At 39.5% G+C, this 23,077-nt stretch carries 13 protein-coding genes and 2 pseudogenes; 11 read left to right on the top strand and 4 right to left on the bottom strand.

From position 1 onward, the window contains the following. Positions 1 to 20: 20 nt before the first annotated feature. Positions 21 to 1,013, top strand: coding sequence for an Abi family protein (locus tag NQZ91_01760; GenBank protein ID UUM58123.1), 993 nt, complete (start codon positions 21 to 23; stop codon positions 1,011 to 1,013). Positions 1,014 to 1,259: 246 nt separating this feature from the next. Here NQZ91_01760 and NQZ91_01755 read toward each other — a convergent pair whose 3' ends face one another. After that, positions 1,260 to 2,423 carry an IS30 family transposase gene (locus tag NQZ91_01755; protein UUM58122.1) on the bottom strand — a complete coding sequence of 388 codons (1,164 nt, stop codon included), beginning with the start codon at positions 2,421 to 2,423 and terminating at the stop codon, positions 1,260 to 1,262. 272 nt (positions 2,424 to 2,695) lie between these two features. Here NQZ91_01755 and NQZ91_01750 point away from each other — a divergent pair. Next, positions 2,696 to 2,980 (top strand): annotated as a pseudogene (locus NQZ91_01750) (CHAP domain-containing protein). Between the two features lie 85 nt (positions 2,981 to 3,065). On the opposite strand, the gene NQZ91_01745 reads toward NQZ91_01750, so the two are convergent. Together NQZ91_01745 and NQZ91_01740 are read right to left on the bottom strand one after the other, a co-directional pair. Further along, complete coding sequence (locus tag NQZ91_01745; GenBank protein UUM58121.1) at positions 3,066 to 3,911, bottom strand: nucleotidyl transferase AbiEii/AbiGii toxin family protein; 846 nt, start codon at positions 3,909 to 3,911, stop codon at positions 3,066 to 3,068. Beyond that, positions 3,908 to 4,498 carry a type IV toxin-antitoxin system AbiEi family antitoxin domain-containing protein gene (locus NQZ91_01740; GenBank protein UUM58120.1) on the bottom strand — a complete coding sequence of 197 codons (591 nt, stop codon included), beginning with the start codon at positions 4,496 to 4,498 and terminating at the stop codon, positions 3,908 to 3,910. Before NQZ91_01740 ends, NQZ91_01745 begins: the two co-directional genes overlap by 4 nt. 278 nt (positions 4,499 to 4,776) lie before the next feature. Here NQZ91_01740 and NQZ91_01735 point away from each other — a divergent pair, with 278 nt between their 5' ends. Genes NQZ91_01735 through NQZ91_01720 form a run of 4 tightly spaced genes read left to right on the top strand, consistent with a single transcriptional unit; the run spans position 4,777 to position 10,955 of the window. Continuing rightward, positions 4,777 to 9,672 (top strand): LPXTG cell wall anchor domain-containing protein, encoded by a 4,896-nt coding sequence (locus NQZ91_01735; protein ID UUM58119.1) that lies wholly within the window; start codon positions 4,777 to 4,779, stop codon positions 9,670 to 9,672. Further along, a complete protein-coding gene (locus tag NQZ91_01730) occupies positions 9,673 to 9,864 on the top strand; it encodes a calcium-binding protein (GenBank protein UUM58118.1) in 192 nt (63 codons plus the stop codon). Beyond that, complete coding sequence (locus tag NQZ91_01725; protein UUM58117.1) at positions 9,848 to 10,399, top strand: hypothetical protein; 552 nt, start codon at positions 9,848 to 9,850, stop codon at positions 10,397 to 10,399. The genes NQZ91_01730 and NQZ91_01725 overlap by 17 nt, the downstream gene beginning before the upstream one ends. A 49-nt stretch (positions 10,400 to 10,448) precedes the next feature. Next, positions 10,449 to 10,955 carry a hypothetical protein gene (locus NQZ91_01720; protein ID UUM58116.1) on the top strand — a complete coding sequence of 169 codons (507 nt, stop codon included), beginning with the start codon at positions 10,449 to 10,451 and terminating at the stop codon, positions 10,953 to 10,955. Between the two features lie 244 nt (positions 10,956 to 11,199). On the opposite strand, the gene NQZ91_01715 is transcribed toward NQZ91_01720, so the two are convergent. Further along, complete coding sequence (locus NQZ91_01715; protein ID UUM58115.1) at positions 11,200 to 12,438, bottom strand: IS256 family transposase; 1,239 nt, start codon at positions 12,436 to 12,438, stop codon at positions 11,200 to 11,202. A 109-nt stretch (positions 12,439 to 12,547) separates the two neighbouring features. Between NQZ91_01715 and NQZ91_01710 the strand changes: the two are divergent. From NQZ91_01710 to tet(O), 5 genes and pseudogenes are all read left to right on the top strand, one after another. Further along, positions 12,548 to 17,533 (top strand): annotated as a pseudogene (locus tag NQZ91_01710) (SNF2-related protein). Positions 17,534 to 18,042: 509 nt separating this feature from the next. Beyond that, on the top strand, positions 18,043 to 19,821 hold the full coding sequence (locus NQZ91_01705) for a reverse transcriptase domain-containing protein (protein ID UUM58114.1): 1,779 nt from the start codon (positions 18,043 to 18,045) through the stop codon (positions 19,819 to 19,821). Between the two features lie 137 nt (positions 19,822 to 19,958). Next, a complete protein-coding gene (locus NQZ91_01700) occupies positions 19,959 to 20,426 on the top strand; it encodes a hypothetical protein (GenBank protein ID UUM58113.1) in 468 nt (155 codons plus the stop codon). Further along, positions 20,407 to 20,781 carry a TnpV protein gene (locus tag NQZ91_01695; protein UUM58112.1) on the top strand — a complete coding sequence of 125 codons (375 nt, stop codon included), beginning with the start codon at positions 20,407 to 20,409 and terminating at the stop codon, positions 20,779 to 20,781. Before NQZ91_01700 ends, NQZ91_01695 begins: the two co-directional genes overlap by 20 nt. A gap of 366 nt (positions 20,782 to 21,147) precedes the next feature. Further along, positions 21,148 to 23,067, top strand: coding sequence for a tetracycline resistance ribosomal protection protein Tet(O) (gene tet(O), locus NQZ91_01690; protein UUM58111.1), 1,920 nt, complete (start codon positions 21,148 to 21,150; stop codon positions 23,065 to 23,067). Positions 23,068 to 23,077 lie beyond the last annotated feature (10 nt).

Below are 23,077 nucleotides of genomic sequence, written 5' to 3'. Positions count from 1 at the left end.
AGAGGTTACTGAATATTTTAATGGAAACAATTATTGAAAAAATGAAAAAAGAGTCGAAAACTGGTTTAACTTCTGGGGATCTAGTTAACCATATCTTTAAAAATCATAAAATAGATATTCAAGATGGTGACTCTGTCACACTCTTAAATATGGGATATTATCATAGTTATAAACGATATAGATTCGTTAAAAAATCCAATTCAGATGGGATTCTGCCCCTTTCTTCATTTAAGGAAATTGAAGCAATCTACAATTTTGATATGGAGTTAAAAGGACTATTTTATCCAATAGTAATGCTTGTAGAGACAGCATTAAAAAATCGGACTATCGATTCAATAGTCGCAGAATCTAGTAGTGGGATAGAAGATATATTAGAACATCAATTAGCTTGTTACATGGACTATCCTGAAGACCATGAAAAATATGGTAATAAACTCGATCAGTATAATGAAACTAGACAAAATGTACTGGATACAATTGACTATTACTCAGATAAAAATGAGGTCATTAAGCATTATTTAAAAAGTGATTATCAAATTCCTCTCTGGGCTTATTTTGAAGTTATTACTTTAGGACAGTTTAGTAGATTTTTAGGAAGTTTAACTAAGTCAAGTCGTGAAAAATTGAATCAAGATTTCACGATTATTCCAAATAGGTCAAACTCTCTCGAGTTAGTTGTCAACGCTCTTATTGAGTTAAGGAATGCTACCATGCACAACAGTGCGATTTTTGATGCTAATTTTTCAAGCGGTGTATCTAAAGCACTCAAAAAACAGATAAAACAAGATTTAGGATTATCGACATTCACTTGTGTTTTCATTGAAGATTATTTCATTCTACTAATTTGGACTTTGAACATTCTAAAATTTGATACAGTAGTCCTCAATAACTACATCAATCAATTCAATGAAATTGTTGAACGATTTGATGTTTCACTCAATAATCGTGATATTCTCTTTAAGATTATCAGTACAAATAGAAAAACATCGGTAAATTCTCAAAGTAAGTTCTAGTTCCCGTCCTTCCAGAAGTTACTTTGAGAAAACTGCATAACATCAACAGAATTTAGTCTCAGACTAAGTTCTTTTTTGACTAAAAATGTTGATAATAGTGAGTTTTAGGGTTGAAAAAGTTGAAAAAAAGAGTACACTAAAGTTACTGGCTCTGAGACGTCTCAAAGTAAGTTCTAGCTATCTGGAATTTTGGATGGGACAAGTTCCTTTCTATTTTTGAAATTATTTTTTAATAAAAACTAGCGATTATTTATCCAATAATCGAGGTGATTGAATGACGTTCTCAGGGTCAATTTTAGAGATTCCCAAAAGTGTTGCCAATTCCTCACCGTAGGTAAATGTAAAGAGTTCATAGGCGGATTTTCCGTTGAAAGAAGCTCGTTTGATGCTGTTGACATGCGAACAAACCAGGTTGATGTCCTCCTGTGTCAAGTTGTCAAACGAACTTCCTTTAGGAAGAATATCTCTGATAAGTGTGTGATTCTTCTCAATTCTCCCTTTCTGGTCAGAACGATTGGGGTCACAGAAGAATAGCTTAGATTCTCCACGCACATCCATTTCGATGTCGTCCACTCTGGCGAATTCACCGCCATTATCAGTCAGAATGACAGGAAATATTTCGCAGAAGTCCATCTCTTTCTGATGTAGGTCATTCTTGATAGCGTAGAGATGTTTAGCGACCTCATTAGCTGTTTTATTATCAAGTAATCGAGCGAAGATAAAGTTACAGAAGGAGAGGTTAAAGGTGAGAAGTACCTTTCCGCCGATCCGTCCAGTAACGGTGTCCATTTCCAGCCAATAGCTGATTCCTTTCTCTGTGAGAAAGCGTTGGAAGTCCTCGTAAGACCGTCCTTCTTTGGCAATTTTAGGAATGGGTTGTAGGTTTCTGGTTCTCCGCTTTCTGAATTTCACGACACGGGGGAAATCAATGGGCTTTGTGGACAGATAGCCTTTTTCAAGGTATCTGTAGATAGAAGCTCTGGATGCCGAAAGTTCGTTTGAGGCGATGATATGGTTGAGGTGTTGTCCCTTTTGGATGGCTGCAGAGACAATCTCGTCCATACGATAGAATTCTTCCTTGTTTAGGGCAACACCTGTTCTCGAGTCTGAGAGCTTAGCTTCGTAATCAAGCTGAGCTCTTTTTGCGTAGTAGAATTGTTTCTGGTATCCGCAATTGATTCTCTTTTTCGGACAGGCATTACAAACGTAGGGAGCCTTTTTGAGTAGAGGGCAAGAATCACAATTAGATGTCACAGAATTTTCTTTAACCACTCGATTTCTCCGAACTTCTTTTGAGATTGTAGAAGGATCTTTACCTAACTTAGCTGCTATAGCTGAGAAGGGCTTAAGTTGTTCAATTCCTATTTGAATATCGTTGCGATCAGAGAGAGTTAAGTGTTTGTTTTTCATTGTCGATTGCCAACTTGTCCCATAGTAAGTTCTACCTTATTTCCTTGTCTCAGTCTAATTTCCAGTTTTTAAGACAGACTAGAACTTACTTTGAGAATTTAGCATAGAAAAACATCAATTCAACAATTAAGTAAATTTATTGACGAAAAACGAAATTAGTGGTATCATAGTTGTATCGAATTGGGGCGTGCTAGTCACGTCTGGGAGGGTCTGATGCGTCAGTCCTCCTCTTTTTTTTATTTTTAAGTATTCTTCGGAGGTTATCGGTTGTGCTGCCGATTATCAGTACCATGGGCAATGGCCAAGATTGGGTTCGTACAGTCGCAAGTCTCGGTGGAGAGACAGGGACAAGTCCACAAGCTGGAGCTATTCTTTCCTTTGCGGGAGGAGGACATGGTACACCAACAGAATACGGACATGTGGCTTTCGTCGAAAAAGTCAACCCAGATGGCTCATTCCTTATCTCCGAAACCAATTACAATGGCAATCCCAACTACACCTTCCGTAAATTATCTGGAGTGGATAGTAGCTTGAGTTTTGCGTATACGACGAAATAAAAAAGGATATGCTAACAAAATGAATAAATGTTAGTATATCCTTTTCGTTTAATGTCACGATTACCTAGTTGGGCAGTTAAAAGTTTTAATCAGAGTCAGTAGAAATAATAATTGTAATAAGACTAATCATCTCATCAAGAACATCTGCAAGTGAAATCCCTTTTGTATAGCTATATTTTTTTGAATAATTTTGCCATTGTTTATTCTGAATAGGGTCAGATTTGAACCTCTCGAGTAGTTCAATAATCTTTACAAAATCGAGTTCTGTTTCGCGATATGAAAATGTTCTCTGACAGGCATTTCTCAACTGAATGAAGTCAATGTCTTCTTTCTTCAGTTTTGAAAGAATATAAACATCGTAAAAATCTTTGCTTCTACTGTTCAAGAAGTTACGTGAATAGATGGTTTGAAGTTTTTCAGCTAGAATTGTTTCAATTGTATAAGCAATGATTGGAAAATTGTCTTCATCAAAAATAGCTTTATAGTCGTACGTTATCGGCTGAGGAGTTACAACATCACCTGTCGCAATATCCAAATGGATAACTTGTTTAATATTCTCAAGTTGGCACAAAATGGTTGCTCGATAGCCACCATAGTCATCACTTTCTTTAATAGCTGTGATTGATTGAATCACAAAAGATATACCTTCATCAGAATCTGCTAAAACTTCTTCAAGTTGCTGTTTAACAGTTTCTTCTGAGAGTGTTATTTGATGGAATAAAAAGTCAATATCAACAGTGCTACGAGATTCAACTCCGATGACATTCGAAAGTAGGAATCCTCCTTTGAAGATATAGTGATTTGAATAAGAACTTTGACTTAATTTTTTCAAAATGACTTCAAGAAAGTAATAGGTCATCACGGAATTAAAGGTTAAACCAGTATTCTTTGATATTTTATGACAGAGTGCTGTTAATTTAGCTTTATTCATACTAGGACCTCCAGAGTTTGTTTAACTTTTTCTAAAGTATTCATTTTTGTCGCATATTCATAGAGTTTTGCTAGATTTTTTTTAGGATAGTTCCCATAAGATTGAAGTGTCTTGACAAAGAGTTCGGAATCAATCTTTTCTCGATGTATTACAAAGTCACAAATAACACGTTCAAAATCATATACCCTTACGTTGTTTCCCATAGGAGTAGGTACAGTAGTCATTCCCAGCTCGCTGTATTCTTTAGAGACAAAGTGAATATTTAGATTAGCTGGAGGAGTATTAAAGCGGTAGCCTCTAGGAACTGTCACATCAAAATATTGTGGAATTTCATCTGTAAACTGTTGTAGATACAGTGCCGAAATATAAGAGAAAATAGCCTTAGGAAAACGATATTGAAAGAAGTAGTATTCGTCGTAGTCTCCGTTTTGGGTTAGGAAAATACCTTTTTCAACTCGGAAGATAATGCCTTCTTTCTCTAGTCTTGTCAGATATATTGTTGGAATACCTAGTGCTTTACAATCTTTGTTTGTGACAATTCCATTGTTCTTTTCTATAAAATCGAGTAGAATCTCTTTTTTTGACATACGGCCTCCCACTTGTTGCTTTTACACTACAATTTTACAATATTTGTGGTATAAAAGCAACATTTTCTTTTCCCTCATTTTATTGTGATAACAAAATCAAGCCTTCTTTTTTATGATGGTATTGAACTTGGGCTACGAGCTGTACAAAAAAGAGAGTTTCTCCTAGAACGGAAAGTTCTTCGTCAAAACTCCTATTTTTGTCGTGCTCGTTTAACGCCCTCGTATCTAATAAAGAGTGACAGTTTGTTGCTACATAAAAAAGAAAAGAAGGACTATTTATGACCAAAACATGTAATCATCACTTTCTTGTCAATCAGGAAAAAGGCGAGAAACACGTCTTTCGCAAGAGTAAAAAATATCGTACTTTATGTTCGGTTGCCCTTGGAACCATGGTGACAGCTGTTGTTGCTTGGGGAGGAACGGTTGCACATGCTGATGAAGCTACAACTTCAGTTGACACCACCATTCAACGAACGGAAAATCCAGCTACGAATTTACCAGAAACACAACCAACCCCTGTTTCTGAACAAACTGAAAGTTTAGCGTTAACTGGACAATCTAATGGAGCGATTGCTGTCACCGTACCACATGATACGGTAACACAAGCAGTGGAACAGGCAAAGGCTGAAGGTGTTTCTACGGTTGAAGATAGCCCAATGGATTTGGGGAATACAACTTCTGCGTCAGAGACCAGCCAACAAATTTCAAAAGCTGAAGCAGATGCCCAAAACCAAGTTAAGGCTATCAATGAAGTTACTGAAACCTACAAAGCTGACAAAGCGACATACGAATCGAATAAAGCCCGCATCGAACAGGAAAATAAGGAGCTGTCACAGGCCTATGAGGGGGCCAACCAAACTGGTAAAGATTCAAATACTTGGGTTGATACCAAAGTCAATGACCTAAAAACTCGGTATTCAGATGCTGATGTGACAGTGAAAGAACAAGTAGTTTCATCAGGAAATGGGACATCTGTACTTGACTATACAAACTATGGCAAGGCTGTTGAAACCATTCAATCAACTAACGAACAAGCTGTAGCAGATTATCTAACAAAGAAAACAAAGGCAGATGATATTGTTGCGAAAAATCAGGCCATTCAACAAGAAAATGAAGCTGGACTTGCTAAGGCAAAGGCAGATAATGAAGCCATTGAAAGGCGTAATCAGGCTGGTCAAGCAGCTGTTGATGCTGAAAACCGTGCAGGTCAAGCTGCGGTAGATCAGGCTAATCAAGAGAAACAACAATTAGTTTCAGATCGAGCAGCTGAGATTGAAGCCATTACAAAACGCAATCAAGCAAAAGAAGTCGCAGCCAGAAAAGAGAATGAAGCGATCGATGCCTACAATGCCAAAGAAATGGAACGCTATCAACGTGACTTGGCCGAGATTTCAAAAGGTGAAGAAGGTTATATTTCTGAAGCCCTAGCTCAAGCCCTCAATCTCAATAATGGTGAACCCCAAGCACAACATGGGGCTATTACCCGAAATCCTAATCAGATCATTTCAACTGGCGATGCTATGCTGGGTGGGTACTCAAGAATTTTGGATTCAACAGGATTCTTTGTCTATGATAGCTTCAAAACAGGTGAGACCCTCAGTTTTAATTATCAAAATCTTCAAAATGCACGATTTGATGGGAAAAAGATTAGCCGTGTGACTTACGATATTACCAACCTTGTATCACCAGCTGGAACCGCTGCCGTGAAGCTGGTTGTACCAAATGATCCAACCGAAGGCTTTATCGCCTACCGAAATGATGGAAATGGTGACTGGCGAACGGATAAGATGGAGTTTCGCGTAGTTGCTAAGTATTTCTTGGAAGACGGTTCACAAGTCACCTTCTCCAAAGAAAAACCAGGTGTCTTTACACACTCGTCCCTCAATCATAATGACATTGGTCTAGAATATGTTAAAGATTCATCTGGGAAATTTGTGCCGATTAATGGCTCAACCGTTCAAGTGACTAATGAAGGTCTAGCACGTTCTTTGGGTTCCAACCGTGCAAGTGATTTGAATTTAGCTGAGGAATGGGATACCACATCAAGTCGTTATGCTTATAAAGGAGCTATTGTCTCAACGGTCACATCAGGAAATACCTACACTGTAACCTTTGGCCAAGGCGATATGCCACAGGATGTTGGCTTGTCATACTGGTTCGCCTTAAACACCCTACCAGTTGCACGTACAGTAACACCGTATAGTCCTAAACCTCATGTAGCGGTGGAACTTGAACCCGTTCCAGAACCTATTACGGTAACACCAGATGTCTTTACTCCTAAAACATTTACACCAGAAAAGCCTGTAACCTTTACGCCAAAGCCTTTGGAAGAAGTGGTGCAGCCTAGTCTAACTTTGACCAAGGTAACCTTACCTGTCAAACCTATTCCAAAAGAACTTCCAACGCCACCACAAGTACCAACTGTCCATTATCATGCGTACCGTTTGACGACAACTCCAGAGATTATGAAAGAAGTGGTCAATAGTGACCAAGCTAATCTTCATGAGAAAACTGTCGCAAAAGATTCAACGGTGATTTATCCCTTAACAGTTGATGCCTTATCGCCCAATCGTGCACAAACGACTAGTCTCATTTTTGAGGACTACTTGCCTGCTGGTTACCTATTTGATAAGGAAACAACACAAAAAGAGAATGGAAACTATGTCCTTAACTTTGATGTGACTAAGAATTTTGTGACCTTGACTGCAAAGGAAAACTTGTTGCAGGAGGTTAATAAAGATTTAACCAAGGTTTATCAACTGACTGCTCCAAAACTCTATGGTTCTGTTCAAAATGATGGGGCAACCTATTCCAATAGTTACAAACTCCTTTTGAACAAGGATACAACCAATGCTTACACAGTCACTTCAAATGTTGTAACGGTTCGTACACCAGGTGATGGGGAGACAACCACACTCATTACACCAGATAAAAACAATGAAAATGCGGATGGTGTCCTCATTAATGACATGGTCGTAGCCCTTGGCACAACCAACCACTACCGATTGATTTGGGATTTGGACCAGTATAAGGGAGATCGTTCTGCTATAGAGACAATTGCACGAGGCTTCTTCTTTGTGGACGATTACCCAGAAGAAGTACTTGATGTGGTGGAAAATGGGACGGCTGTTACAACCCTTGACGGTCAGAAGGTATCAGGAATAACGGTTAAAAACTATGCTTCACTAAATGAAGCTCCTAAAGACCTTCAAGATAAATTAGCTCGTGCTAAGATTACACCGACAGGTGCCTTTCAAGTCTTTTTGCCGGATGACAACCAAGCCTTTTATGACCAGTATGTTCAAACAGGAACTTCTTTAGCTCTTTTGACCAAAATGACGGTGAAAGATAGTCTCTATGGTCAAACTAAGACCTATACAAATAAGGCTTATCAAGTTGATTTTGGAAATGGCTATGAAACCAAGGAAGTGACCAACACCCTTGTTTCTCCAGAACCCAAGAAACAGAACCTCAATAAAGACAAAGTGGACATCAATGGGAAGCCCATGCTAGTGGGAACTCAAAATCACTATACTCTCTCATGGGATTTGGACCAATACCGAGGGATTAAAGCAGACAAGTCTCAGATTGCACAAGGTTTTTACTTTGTGGATGATTATCCAGAAGAAGCTTTATTGCCGGATGAAGCAGCTATTCAGTTTGTCACATCTGATGGCAAAACAGTTTCAGGAATCACGGTGAAGTCTTATTCTCAATTTTCAGAAGCTCCTAAAACGCTACAAGCAGCCCTTTCGAAACAAAAAATTCAGCCTAAAGGAGCCTTTCAAGTTTTCATGCCTGAAGACCCACAAGCTTTTTATGAATCTTATGTGACCAAGGGGGAGAATATTACCATTGTCACTCCGATGATGGTTTTGGAAACCATGCTTAATTCAGGAAAGTCTTATGAAAACGTGGCTTATCAGGTGGACTTTGGGCAAGCCTATGAAACCAACACGGTGACCAATTTTGTCCCTAAAGTAACTCCACATAAGTCTAATACCAATCAAGAAGGTATTTCAATTGATGGAAAGACTGTTCTTCCGAATACGGTCAATTATTACAAAATTGTACTGGATTACAGTCAATACAAGGACATAGACGTGACGGATGATGTTCTTGCCAAGGGATTTTACATGGTAGACGATTACCCAGAAGAAGCCCTTACCCTAAATCCTGATGGCATTCAAGTTTTGGATAAGGATGGCAATCTTGTATCTGGTATCTCCGTCAGCACCTACACTAGTTTGTCAGAAGCTCCGAAAGTCGTCCAAGATGCCATGGCTAAACGTCAGTTTACACCTAAAGGAGCCATTCAAGTTCTTAGTAGCGATGAACCCAAAACCTTTTATGAGACCTATGTGAAGACTGGTCAAACTTTAGTTGTCACGCTCCCGATGACTGTTAAAAATGAGTTGACCAAAACAGGTGGTCAGTATGAAAATACAGCCTATCAGATTGATTTTGGCTTGGCCTATGTCACGGAAACAGTTGTCAATAATGTTCCCAAACTAGACCCACAAAAAGATGTGATGATTGACTTGTCTCATAAAGATGAGAGCCTTGACGGGAAAGAAGTGGCCTTGTATCAAACCTTTAACTATCGCTTGGTTGGAGCATTGATTCCAAGCAATCGTGCGACTGATTTATTTGAATATGGTTTTGAAGATAACTATGATGAAAAGCATGATGAGTACAATGGTGTTTACCGCAGCTATCTGATGACGGATGTCAGCCTCAAAGACGGTTCAGTCTTAAAAGAGGGAACAGAAGTCACGAAATATACCTTGCAACAGGTGGATACAGAAAATGGCCTAGTGTCAATTTCATTTGATAAATCCTTCTTAGAGACTATCTCTGATGATTCAGCCTTTCAGGCAGATGTTTACCTGCAGATGAAACGGATTGCGACTGGTCAGGTGGAGAATACCTACCTTCATACAGTGAATGGCTATGTCATCAGCTCAAATACAGTTGTAACACATACACCTCAACCTGAAGAACCAAGTCCAAATCAACCCTCACCACCTCAACCACCAATTGAGACTATTGCACCGCCTGTTCCAGCAAGCGTTTTGCCAAATACAGGGGAACAGGAATCCATTTTGGGCTTGATTGGAGCTGGTATTCTACTTGGTACGGCTTATGGACTGAAGAAAAAGGAGGAGAAGTAGATGAATCCAAAAACTATTTATGAAAAGGATTCAGACCAAGATGGTTTGACAGATGCTCAGGAACTAGCATTGGGAACCAATCCGCAGTCTGTTGATACAGATGGTGATGGTCAAGCTGATTTAGAAGAGCTACAATCTGGACATTCACCACTAGTCCCACAAAAGGAGTTGTGTGATGGCTTGGAACTTTGACACCATGAAAGAGGCTTTGTCTGAAATGGAGAAGGTCGATTACCAAGAGTTTATCAAAGCCTTTCTCTCTTTGGAATTAAGTATTTCTGATAGAACAATCCTCAATCAGGTTTATCAAGATTATATGGATGAGGATGACCTATCCTTGATAAGTGATGAGCTACGAGTTAAAGTTGATAGTTATCAGGATGAAGTACAGGCAGATATGACTGACATTCTGGAAAAGCTGTACCGAACAGGGGAAGGCTCTAGTTTTATTATGGATTTAATGTCTTCAAATAGTCTCTCAGACACCTTGGAACAGTATGAGGTTTTGGATAGTGACGATTATTCACCACTTAGCCTTGAAACCTTACAGGCCATGATCCAACAGGACTTGGCTATTTCCAGTCAGGATTATTTTGGAGATTTGGTTCACCTTGCCTTGCAAAAAGATTTACTAGACCAGAAAAGTCATTTCTTACAACACTATGTGGCAACTGTAATGGAAGGTATTCCACAAGAAAGAGACCAACGAGCCTTGGTCCTAGATTAATGCAAAGGGCTGAGAAACACTCTCAGCCTTTTTGAAATGGGAGGGAATAATGAATCAAGAAGTCTTACTACAAATGATGAGAGCCACCATTCCTCGTGATAGAGCCCTGCTTGAGGCATTTTTATATTACCAAGCAGAGCATTTTGATGAGGAGTGGGATAGTCTTATTCGTCAGTTTATGACAAATAGGCAGGGAATAAAAAGATCTGTTCAGGTACTTCACTTTGAGACAGATGTTTCAGCTTTTGTCCAGGCTAGTCCTTATGATACTGCTCATGATCTATTGACCTATACACAAGTTTTCGGCCAAAGTGGTCTCCAAAAACTCGACAAACTATCGCCGTCTGAAAAAGACTTGGTGATTGAAGTGGCCTTGTTCAATCTGGCCACTCGTTTTCAACTATTAGACTCAAATGGACACTACCAAACTATTTCACCAGATTCTCTATTACAAAAGAGTAGGGGAGCTAATTTGGTCAATGTGTATCGTGTGGCTAATAATTTAGCGGATCGGATCAGCCGAGTCAAGTCCAGAATTGTGTGTAAAAACCATTAGGTACAGAAACGGAAGTATCTATTTTGACAAAAGTCTCCGACGCACATTCCATTTTTTTGCCAAACAAGCAAGATAGAAATAATAAAGCGATGAGCGAATTTGTGTCAAGGGCTTGAGCGAATGCGTACCTTGACACAAAAGAGAGCATCGCTAATATTTCGTAGCTTGCTGTTTGTACAAAAAATAATTTTTTGAAAACAAAATCTACGACTCGTCAAAAGTTTCATTGAAAGAAAGTTTTTAATTAAGCTGCCAAGTAAGCAGCTTGCTCTTCGGCAATTCGAATAAGCTGGTCACGTATACCTGATGTGATAAGGTTAATCAAGGTTTCATTCTTAAAAATTGCTTTTCGACCTTGGTTATTGTTATGGGTCTCAATGAGAACAGATCCCATTAAACGAATAAGAGAGTTGACATTTGGAAATATACCAATTGAATTTGATCTCCTTTTTAGTTCTTTATTAAGTCGTTCAATTTGATTTGAGGTTCGGTAGTACTTATGAAGAGATTTAGGTAACGTCATCACGGTAATAGCACTCTCAAATCCGTTTTCTAAGCAAATCATCGCTGATTCTGCCACATCAGAATACTCTTCAATAAGCCGGTTTTTCTTAACCCTTGCCTCTTTACTATTTTGGGAATTAAAGATCTCATTCAGCTCAGAAAGGATGGCTGACCTGTATTTCTTTGGCAATTTATCGCCAATATTCCTCGAAAAATGGAATTGACATCTTTGCCATGGAACATCAGGAAATACCTTTTGGATTGCATGAATAATTCCCTCATGCGCATCGGAAGTAATCATCATTAAGCCACTTAAACCGCGTTTTTTTAACTGAGTTAAGAAATCAACCCAAGTATCCTTAGATTCATTTTTATAGGCAGAGAACCCAAGTACTTCACGTTTCCCGTGCTCATTCGTCCCATAAGCAATCATGAGGGCTTTAGAAATCACACGGTTGTCCTCACGGACTTTAAAATAGGTAGCATCCACCGTTAAAAATGGATATCTGCCTTCTAAGGGGCGATTTCGGAATAATTCAACTTCCTTCTCGAGGATCTTACAGGTCTCAGAAACCGCAGATTTCGATATTGAAGTGCCACATAGTGTTTCAATGACACTTGAAACTTTCCGTGTAGATACGCCATTTACAACCATCTCTGCCATTGTTGTTACTAAGGCAGCTTCACTTCGTGAATACGTATCGAAAACCATCGTTTTAAAGGGTTGGTTACGATGTCTAGGGACTGTTAAGGTAATTTTTCCAATTCTAGTATTTAATTCACGCTGTCTAAAGCCATTTCGGTTATCTTTCCTGTCATCTGTACGCTCATACGGACCAGCTTGAAGTTGTTCTTTGGATTCAGCTAACAACACTTGGTTAAGTGTTCTTTCAAGAAGAGTACGAAACGCTTCCTCGCGATTATCAAAAAGTAATTGTAGAATTTCATCTTGATTCAATGTAATATTAAGTTGAGCCATTGTTTTAGCCTCCTGTATATGTTTTGTTTTGTCGCTTACATTATACCTAAAGGCTGAGCCAATGGCTCTTTTATTTTTTATTAATTTACACCATTATATGGGCTTAACCATCAGCCGAGATATTGAGCAGTTTCTCTTGACTTACGAGCCTGAGCTTGAAACAAGAGTTGATGAAACAGTTCTAGAAAATGAAGAAACTGTTGATGAGCACAAAGTGAGTAGTAATCAAGCAATATCTTTTCGAGAAGAGGGCTCTCTGGTTATTGCTAGTTTGGATGTAGATTTGTCTCAACTGAATGTTCAAACAGGAAAAACCAGTCATCTGCCAGCTTATGAAGAGTTATCTTTACGACGTAAATTTGAGATTCTAACATATTTTGACCAAATTCGAAATGAACGTTCCAAAGTCCCAAGTTTTAGACGAGGTGATTTTGACACTGAGATGGAAATGACACCAGTCTTTGATGGCGAGGAGTTACTCACCTATCTAGAAGCTGATGGTAGTCCCTATGAGTTGAAACGAACGCTGACTAGAGTCGAAGAAAAGGAATTAGAAAAAATTGGACAAGCCATTAGGATAGAAAATCAAGAAAAATTGACTCAAGTGGGGATTGAGCTATCTCAGTTTGACCCAGACCAAGTCGGTATTTTATTGGATGCGGCAGGTCGTTTTCGTTTGAAAAATGCGGACCTTGCTTTACTAGGTGGCTATCCCAAAGCCTCGGTAACTCAACTAGCCCTTGCGACAGAACTATTCCAAATGGGATTGAGTCATGAAAAGGTTGAATTTTTCTTTGGTAGCCAGCTTTCCATTGAAGAGCTGCGACAAGTTGCCTACGCCTTTTTACACCAAGAACTTAGCAGAGAAGATGCGGAACAATTTGAAAAAGATAAAGGTAATCAGCCAGATTTAACCCTCAGAGATTGGAAAAGCAAGCTAGAGAAAGCTGAGTCGAAAGTAGTGGTTGATGAAGAATTTGCGGAAAATCCACTAGTCCAGAGAGTATTGGACACTTTTCCTCTGGGGTCATTGGTTTCCTATAAGGGACAGGACTTTGAGGTCGTGTCGGTCAGCGATGCTCGATTGAACGGTTTGATTCGGATTGAGTTAGTCAATGACTTTTCGGATATCATTGAACAAAATCCAGTTCTTTATTTGAGGACCTGGGAAGAAGTCAGTCAGGCACTTCATCAGCCAAAGGCTGAACCACAAACAGAGTTAGAAGAAGCGGACCAAGAATTAAACCTATTCTCATTTCTGGAAGAGGAGCCAGTTCAGAGTATTGGACTATTGGAACCAGATGGTTCAGAAAAAGGTCATAACGATACTGATCTTGAAGAAACAGATAGTCAAATTCCTGAAGAGGTAGTAGTCGAAACAATTCCAGAGATTCCAGTAACGGACTTTTATTTTCCAGAAGATATGACGGACTTTTATCCTAAGACTGCTAGAGATAAGGTTGAGACAAACATTGCGGCCATTCGTTTGGTTAAAACACTTGAAACGGGACGCCGTCAGGCAAGTACAAGTGAACAAGAACTCCTTGCCAAGTATGTGGGCTGGGGTGGACTAGCCAATGATTTCTTTGATGACTATAATCCAAAATTTTCTAAGGAACGAGAAGAACTGAAAAGCATAGTCACAGATAAAGAGTATTCGGATATGAAACAGTCCTCTCTGACAGCCTATTACACAGACCCAGCCCTGATCCGTCAGATGTGGGATAAGTTGGAAAGAGATGGCTTTACAGGTGGCAAAATCCTAGATCCTTCCATGGGAACAGGGAATTTCTTTGCAGCAATGCCCAAACACTTAAGAGAAAAGAGTGAGTTATATGGTGTAGAGTTAGACACCATCACAGGAGCTATAGCCAAACACCTTCATCCCAATAGTCACATTGAAATTAAGGGCTTTGAGACGGTAGCTTTTAACGACAATAGTTTTGATTTGGTGATTTCAAATGTGCCGTTTGCCAATATACGAATTGCGGATAACAGGTACGATAAGCCTTATATGATTCATGACTACTTTGTCAAAAAGTCACTTGATTTGGTCCATGATGGTGGACAAGTAGCGATTATCTCTTCCACAGGAACTATGGATAAGCGAACAGAAAATATTTTACAAGATATTCGTGAGACAACTGAATTTCTTGGTGGGGTTCGACTGCCTGATTCTGCCTTTAAGGCCATTGCAGGAACGAGTGTCACAACGGATATGTTATTCTTCCAGAAACACTTAGACAAGGGATATGTGGCAGACGACTTAGCCTTTTCAGGTTCCATTCGCTATGACAAGGATAGTCGCATTTGGCTCAATCCTTACTTTGATGGAGAATACAATAGCCAAGTGCTAGGAACCTACGAGGTCAGAAATTTTAACGGAGGAACACTTTCTGTTAAGGGGACTAGTGATGACTTGATTGCAAGTGTTGAAGCAGCTCTACATCAAGTAAAAGCCCCAAGAAAGATTGATAGAAATGAAGTCATCATTAATCCAAATGTGTTGACCAAACAAGTCATTGATACCTCCATACCAGCAGAAATGAGAGAGAATCTTGGTCAGTATAGTTTTGGTTACCAGGGTTCTACAGTTTACTATCGAGATAATAAAGGCATTCGAGTCGGAACCAAGACGGAAGAAATCAGTTACTATGTCGATGAAGAGGGCAACTTCAAAGCGTGGGACACCAAACATTCTCAAAAGCAGATTGATCGCTTTAATGCCTTAGAAGTGACTGATAACACTGCTCTGGATGTCTATGTGACCGATGATGCAGCTAAACGCGGACAGTTTAAGGGATATTATAAAAAGACAGTTTTCTATGAAGCTCCTTTGTCTGATAAAGAAGTGGCACGAATCAAAGGAATGGTCGATATTCGCAATGCCTACCAAGAAGTTATTGCCATTCAACGCTATTATGACTACGATAAGGGTACCTTTAACCATTTGTTAGGCAACCTCAATCATACCTATGATAGCTTTGTCAAACGCTTTGGGTATTTGAATAGTGCTGTGAACCGCAATCTTTTTGATAGTGATGATAAGTATTCGCTTCTTGCTAGTTTGGAAGATGAACGTCTGGATCCAAGTGGAAAGTCTGTTATCTACACCAAGTCCCTTGCCTTTGAGAAGGCTCTAGTGCGTCCTGAAAAAGAGGTTAAAAAGGTACATACTGCCCTTGATGCCTTAAATTCGAGCTTGGCTGACGGACGAGGTGTTGATTTTGCTTATATGATGTCTATCTATCAGGTTGAATCGAAGATGACCTTGATTGAGGAGTTAGGTGACCTCATTATGCCTGATCCTGAGAAGTATTTGAATGGAGAATTGACCTATGTTTCTCGTCAAGACTTTCTGTCAGGTGATGTCGTTAGCAAGTTAGAAGTGGTGGACCTATTTGTCAAACAAGACAATCAGGACTTTGACTGGTCACATTATGCAGGGCTACTAGAAACGGTCAAACCAGCCCGCATTACCTTGGCAGACATTGATTATCGAATCGGTTCACGCTGGATTCCTTTGTCTATTTACGGAAAATTTGCCCAAGAAACCTTTATGGGGAATGCCTATGAATTGTCAGACCAAGAAGTAGCGACAGTCCTTGAAGTCAGTCCCATTGACGGGGTTATCACTTACCAATCTAAATTTGCCTACACCTATTCCAACGCAACGGATAGAAGTCTAGGTGTCCCTGCTTCACGCTATGATAGTGGTCGAAAAATCTTCGAAAATCTCCTGAATTCCAATCAACCAACGATCACAAAACAAATTGTTGAAGGGGATAAGAAAAAGAATGTGACGGATGTAGAGAAAACAACAGTCCTGCGTGCCAAGGAAACACACCTACAAGAACTCTTTCAAGGTTTTGTAGCAAGGTATCCAGAAGTCCAACAGATGATTGAAGACACCTATAACAGTCTCTATAATCGTACAGTATCAAAGACCTATGATGGTAGTCATTTAACCATTGATGGACTTGCCCAGAATATCTCCTTACGTCCTCACCAAAAGAATGCCATTCAACGAATTGTGGAGGAAAAACGTGCCCTACTAGCTCATGAAGTTGGTTCAGGTAAAACACTTACCATGCTTGGGGCAGGATTCAAACTGAAAGAACTCGGAATGGTACATAAACCACTTTATGTGGTCCCTTCTAGTTTAACTGCCCAGTTTGGTCAAGAAATCATGAAATTTTTCCCTACCAAGAAAGTCTATGTGACTACTAAGAAAGACTTTGCCAAAGCCAAACGTAAGCAGTTTGTGTCTCGGATTATTACAGGGGACTATGATGCCATTGTCATTGGGGATTCACAATTTGAGAAGATACCGATGAGTCGTGAAAAACAGGTCACCTATATCAATGACAAACTTGAGCAACTCAGAGAAATTAAACTAGGAAGTGACTCTGATTACACGGTGAAAGAAGCGGAACGTTCGATTAAGGGATTGGAACACCAGTTGGAAGAACTCCAAAAACTAGAGCGAGATACCTTTATTGAATTTGAAAACCTTGGCATTGATTTTCTCTTTGTGGATGAGGCTCATCACTTCAAGAATATCCGTCCAATCACTGGACTTGGGAATGTAGCTGGAATCACCAACACAACTTCTAAAAAGAACGTGGATATGGAGATGAAGGTGAGACAGGTTCAGGCAGAGCATGGAGATAGAAATGTCGTTTTTGCGACAGGAACACCAGTTTCTAACTCTATTAGTGAACTTTTCACCATGATGAATTACATTCAACCTGATGTTTTAGAGCGATACCAGGTATCCAATTTTGATTCATGGGTTGGGGCTTTTGGGAATATTGAAAACTCTATGGAACTAGCCCCGACAGGAGATAAGTACCAACCAAAGAAACGATTCAAGAAATTTGTCAACCTTCCTGAACTCATGCGAATTTACAAGGAAACTGCCGATATTCAGACCTCAGATATGCTCGACTTACCTGTACCTGAAGCTAAGATTATTGCGGTGGAAAGCGAGTTAACGCAAGCTCAGAAATACTATTTGGAAGAGCTGGTAAAGCGTTCAGACGCTATCAAGTCAGGTAGTGTTGATCCAAGTAGAGATAACATGCTTAAAATCGTGCGCTGTTAAGCGTAAAAATGTATCTCCCTCACAGAGGGATATTATTGAAAGTAAATAATAGGAACAACTAACTAACCTAGCGGGGAAACCCAAAGGGGACAATAGCATGTTAGTAAAGCGGATAAGGAGCGAGTTACAACGCTTTGATGTGCCGCAAGTTCCGTAACCTATGGTTAAGGCTAAACTGCTTGAACCTCAATTCTGACTAGGTGCAAAGCATCGCCCATCGGAAAGTAACTGAGACCGATGTTACTGTATATTCGTTGTTGTGATTTTGGACGAATAACTTTCTACAGTAAAAGAGCATACGATAAGTATGAATAAAGGAATGAGTGAGGAACCTAAGGGTTACTAGAACGTACATTTTTAACGAATAGCAGGATTGCCTAAGAGGGGAGACCCTTATGGTAACGGAGTCACCGTAGTAGTCCGAGCAAGGGAAATCCTTGTACATGGCGAAGGGTGACAGGTAATTTCGATTAGTTAGAAAGGATTAGGTGCGTGGGATGCGTACAGCCAAAACTATTTTAACGGTCATTCATGAACGTGGAAAACAAGATAAACCACTCGAAAGGGTTTATAAGTTACTATTTAATCGTGAACTCTATCTGATAGCCTATGCAAAGTTATACCCGAATAATGGAGCAATGACAAAGGGTGTTACAGAGGAAACGATTGATGGAATGTCTATTCAAAAAATAGATATGATTATTGAACAATTAAGACAAGAAACCTATTACTGGAGACCAGCTAGGAGAGAGTACATTCCTAAAAAGAATGGAAAACACCGTCCTTTGGGAATACCAGTATGGAGTGATAAACTTCTTCAGGAAGTGATTCGCATGATATTAGAAGCCTATTATGAGCCACAATTTAGTGAACATTCTCATGGTTTTAGACCAAAAAGAGGGTGTCATACAGCTTTACAAGAAATTCAGACCTGGAAAGGGACACGTTGGTTCATAGAAGGAGATATCTCTAGTTATTTTGACACGATTGACCATGATGTATTAATCACTATGTTGTCTAGACAAATTCAGGATGGTCGGTTTATTAGGCTTATCAAAAATATGCTTGAGGCAGGATATCTTGATGATTGGAAGTTTCACAAGACTATTAGTGGAACACCGCAAGGTGGAGTTATTAGTCCTTTATTAGCTAATATCTATTTACATCAATTTGATAAGTGGGTCGGTGAAGAACTGATACCTCAATATACAAGAGGTAACAAGCAGAAAGCAAACTCAGCCTATAATCGTTTGAGTAGAAGAATTAAATGCTATCAGGATAAAGGAGATTATAAAAAAGCTCATCAGTTAATTGTTGAGAGAAGAAATCTCCCTTCAGTTGATACTTATGATACCAGCTATCGGAGATTAAGATATGTTCGGTATGCGGATGACTTTATTCTAGGCTTTACAGGTTCAAAAGCTGAGGCAAAGGCTATAAAGAAGCAAATTGGAGACTTTTTAAATACTAAGTTATCTTTGGAACTTTCTCAAGAAAAGACTTTGATTACCCATGCGACTGGAGAATCAGCTAAATTTCTGGGATATGAGATAAAAGCACAACGTGTCAATGATTATATTGATAACAAAGGGAGACGGAGTGCCAATGGTGTTATCGCATTATTTGTACCTGCATCGGTTATTGAAAGCAAATGCCGCCAATACATGAAAAATGGTAAAGCTATTCATCGTAATAACTTATTGCATGATGATGACTTTAGTATCGTTCAAACTTACCAACAAGAATATAGAGGGCTGGTTCAATATTATATATTGGCACAAAATTTGTCATGGTTCTCAAAAGTCTATTGGTATATGGAAACATCACTCCTTAAAACATTAGCATTTAAACATAAGTCATCCATTAATAAAATGTTAGCTAAATATAAGACTACCACAACTAGCACGAATGGCCGAACTGTGCCGTGTTTACAGGTAGTTGTGCCTCGAGAAGATAAACCTCCTCTAGTTGCAACGTGGGGTGGCATTTCACTTTCTTATAAAAAGAAAGCTGTAATAGAAGATGCTCCGTATCAAGTTTATGGTGGTCGAACAGAGCTTATCAAGCGATTACTCGCAAATAAGTGTGAGCTATGTGGAAGTGAAGAGAACATAGAGGTACATCATATCAGAAAATTAGCAGACTTGAACAAACACAATGGGAAATTAGTTCCAAAGTGGAAAGAAATCATGTCAGCAAGATGTCGAAAAACGCTAGTGACTTGTCGGGATTGTCACCATGCAATACATAATGGTTCAATAAATACACGTTTATGAAATGAAATTACTGGAGAGCCGGATGATGCGAAAGTATCATGTCCGGTTCGGTGGGGGGATGATGGAAAAGGGGTCGCAATGACTACCTCGCTAGTATCCTACCCTACACAGGAGAAGCCAGAAAACTAGCTATTGATATGCGGTTGATTGACCCTGCTTACTCCTTATCGGATAATCAGAAAATCCTTCAAGTAGTCGATAATGTCGAGCGGATTTACCGTGAGGGAGAAAATGAGAAAGCTACCCAGATGATTTTCTCAGATATTGGAACGCCTAAGAGTAAGGAAGATGGCTTTGATGTTTACAATGAACTGAAAGCTTTGCTGGTTGATCGAGGGATTCCAAAAGAAGAAATTGCCTTTGTCCATGATGCCAATACTGATGAAAAGAAAAACTCTCTGTCACGCAAGGTCAATAGTGGAGAAGTACGGATTCTCATGGCTTCTACGGAAAAAGGGGGAACAGGATTAAACGTCCAATCACGTATGAAAGCAGTCCACCATTTAGACGTTCCCTGGAGGCCGTCTGATGTAGGACGGATTTTGCGGACATTCAAAATAAAAAAGAATGTGGAGGTAACAGACAATGGCAAAGACAATTTTTGAGGAAATGGGCGGCAAATACGAAAGGCAAGGCGATTATTTAATACCGTGCTTAACTGTACCCGCCGAAGAAGAACAGCCGATAGGCATCTGGGGACAGCGGCATTTGGATTATCTGAAGCATCACTGCAAAGTTACATACACCAATCTTCTTACAAGCGGCAGACTTAACGCTTACCTTGCCGACATTGACAGACAGGCACAGGAACGCTTTGAAAGGCTCATAGAGGGTATGAAACAGGCACAGGGCATAACGGAACAGCTAAAGGCAGAAAACGCCTTAGAATGGACAGGATGCCTCAATAACATAAGGGCTTGTGCGAGGGAGATTGTGGAAAAGGAAATTATTTTTGCATAAACAGATGATTAGTGGCAGGGGGAAATCCTGCCGCTTTTTCTGCTTTAGTTTGTCAGCTTGACAAATAAAGGGTTAAGGAATATAATTAGATTCAGTATTATACAAGGAGTTAATAAATATGCGGCAAGGTATTCTTAAATAAACTGTCAATTTGATAGTGGGAACAAAAAGTAGCAGTCCCGTTTCACTTTTAATATGGGGCTTAGTTTTTTGTACCCAGTTTAAGAATACTTTTATCATGTAATTTTATATGCCCGAAAACATATAAGTGTTTTGGGGCTATTGGAGTTATTTACCCAGTGATAGGAGTATTTATCACTGGGTATTTTTATGCCCTTTTTTGGGTGTTGATAGGAGGAAAATCACATGAAAATAATTAACTTAGGCATTCTGGCTCACGTTGACGCAGGAAAGACAACATTAACGGAGAGTTTATTGTATACCAGTGGTGCAATTGCAGAACCAGGGAGCGTAGATAAAGGCACAACAAGGACAGATACAATGAATTTGGAGCGTCAAAGGGGAATCACTATCCAGACAGCAGTGACATCTTTTCAGTGGGAGGATGTAAAAGTCAACATTATAGATACGCCAGGCCATATGGATTTTTTGGCGGAAGTATACCGTTCTTTATCCGTATTAGACGGAGCAGTATTATTAGTTTCTGCAAAGGATGGCATACAGGCACAGACCCGTATACTGTTTCATGCACTACAGACAATGAAGATTCCGACAATTTTTTTCATCAATAAAATTGACCAAGAGGGGATTGATTTGCCAATGGTATATCAAGAAATGAAAGCAAAGCTTTCTTCGGAAATTATAGTGAAGCAAAAGGTTGGGCAGCATCCCCATATAAATGTAACGGACAATGACGATATGGAACAGTGGGATGCGGTAATTATGGGAAACGATGAACTATTAGAGAAATATATGTCAGGGAAACCGTTTAAAATGTCAGAACTGGAACAGGAAGAAAACAGGAGATTCCAAAACGGAACGTTATTTCCCGTTTATCACGGAAGCGCTAAAAACAATCTGGGGATTCGGCAGCTTATAGAAGTAATTGCCAGTAAATTTTATTCATCAACGCCTGAAGGTCAATCTGAACTATGCGGGCAGGTTTTTAAGATTGAATATTCAGAGAAAAGGCGGCGTTTTGTTTATGTGCGTATATATAGCGGAACATTGCATTTGAGGGATGTTATTAGAATATCTGAAAAAGAGAAAATAAAAATCACAGAGATGTGTGTTCCGACAAACGGTGAATTATATTCATCCGATACAGCCTGCTCTGGTGATATTGTAATTTTACCAAATGATGTTTTGCAGCTAAACAGTATTTTGGGGAACGAAATGCTGTTGCCGCAGAGAAAATTTATTGAAAATCCTCTCCCTATGCTCCAAACAACGATTGCAGTAAAGAAACCTGAACAGCGGGAAATATTGCTTGGGGCACTTACAGAAATTTCAGATGGCGACCCTCTTTTAAAATATTATGTGGATACTACAACGCATGAGATTATACTTTCTTTTTTGGGGAATGTGCAGATGGAAGTCATTTGTGCCATCCTTGAGGAAAAATATCATGTGGAGGCAGAAATAAAAGAGCCTACTGTTATATATATGGAAAGACCGCTTAGAAAAGCAGAATATACCATCCACATAGAAGTCCCGCCAAATCCTTTCTGGGCTTCTGTCGGGTTGTCCATAGAGCCGCTCCCTATTGGAAGCGGAGTGCAGTATGAAAGCAGAGTTTCACTTGGATATTTAAATCAATCGTTCCAAAATGCGGTTATGGAGGGGGTTCTTTATGGCTGCGAGCAGGGGCTGTATGGATGGAAAGTGACAGACTGTAAAATCTGTTTTGAATATGGATTGTATTATAGTCCTGTAAGTACCCCCGCAGACTTTCGGCTGCTTTCCCCTATCGTATTGGAGCAGGCTTTAAAAAAAGCAGGGACAGAACTATTAGAGCCATATCTCCACTTTGAAATTTATGCACCGCAGGAATATCTCTCACGGGCGTATCATGATGCTCCAAGGTATTGTGCAGATATTGTAAGTACTCAGATAAAGAATGACGAGGTCATTCTGAAAGGAGAAATCCCTGCTAGATGTATTCAAGAATACAGGAACGATTTAACTTATTTCACAAATGGGCAGGGAGTCTGCTTGACAGAGTTAAAAGGATACCAGCCAGCTATTGGTAAATTTATTTGCCAACCCCGCCGCCCGAATAGCCGTATAGATAAGGTTCGGCATATGTTCCACAAGTTAGCTTAACAGCTTGCAA

Origin of the sequence: Streptococcus suis, from assembly GCA_024583055.1 — a bacterium.
Taxonomy (GTDB): Bacteria; Bacillota; Bacilli; order Lactobacillales; family Streptococcaceae; genus Streptococcus; species Streptococcus suis_V.
Note: the sequence above shows the minus strand (reverse complement) of the source record. Positions and strands in the feature narration are given on the sequence as shown.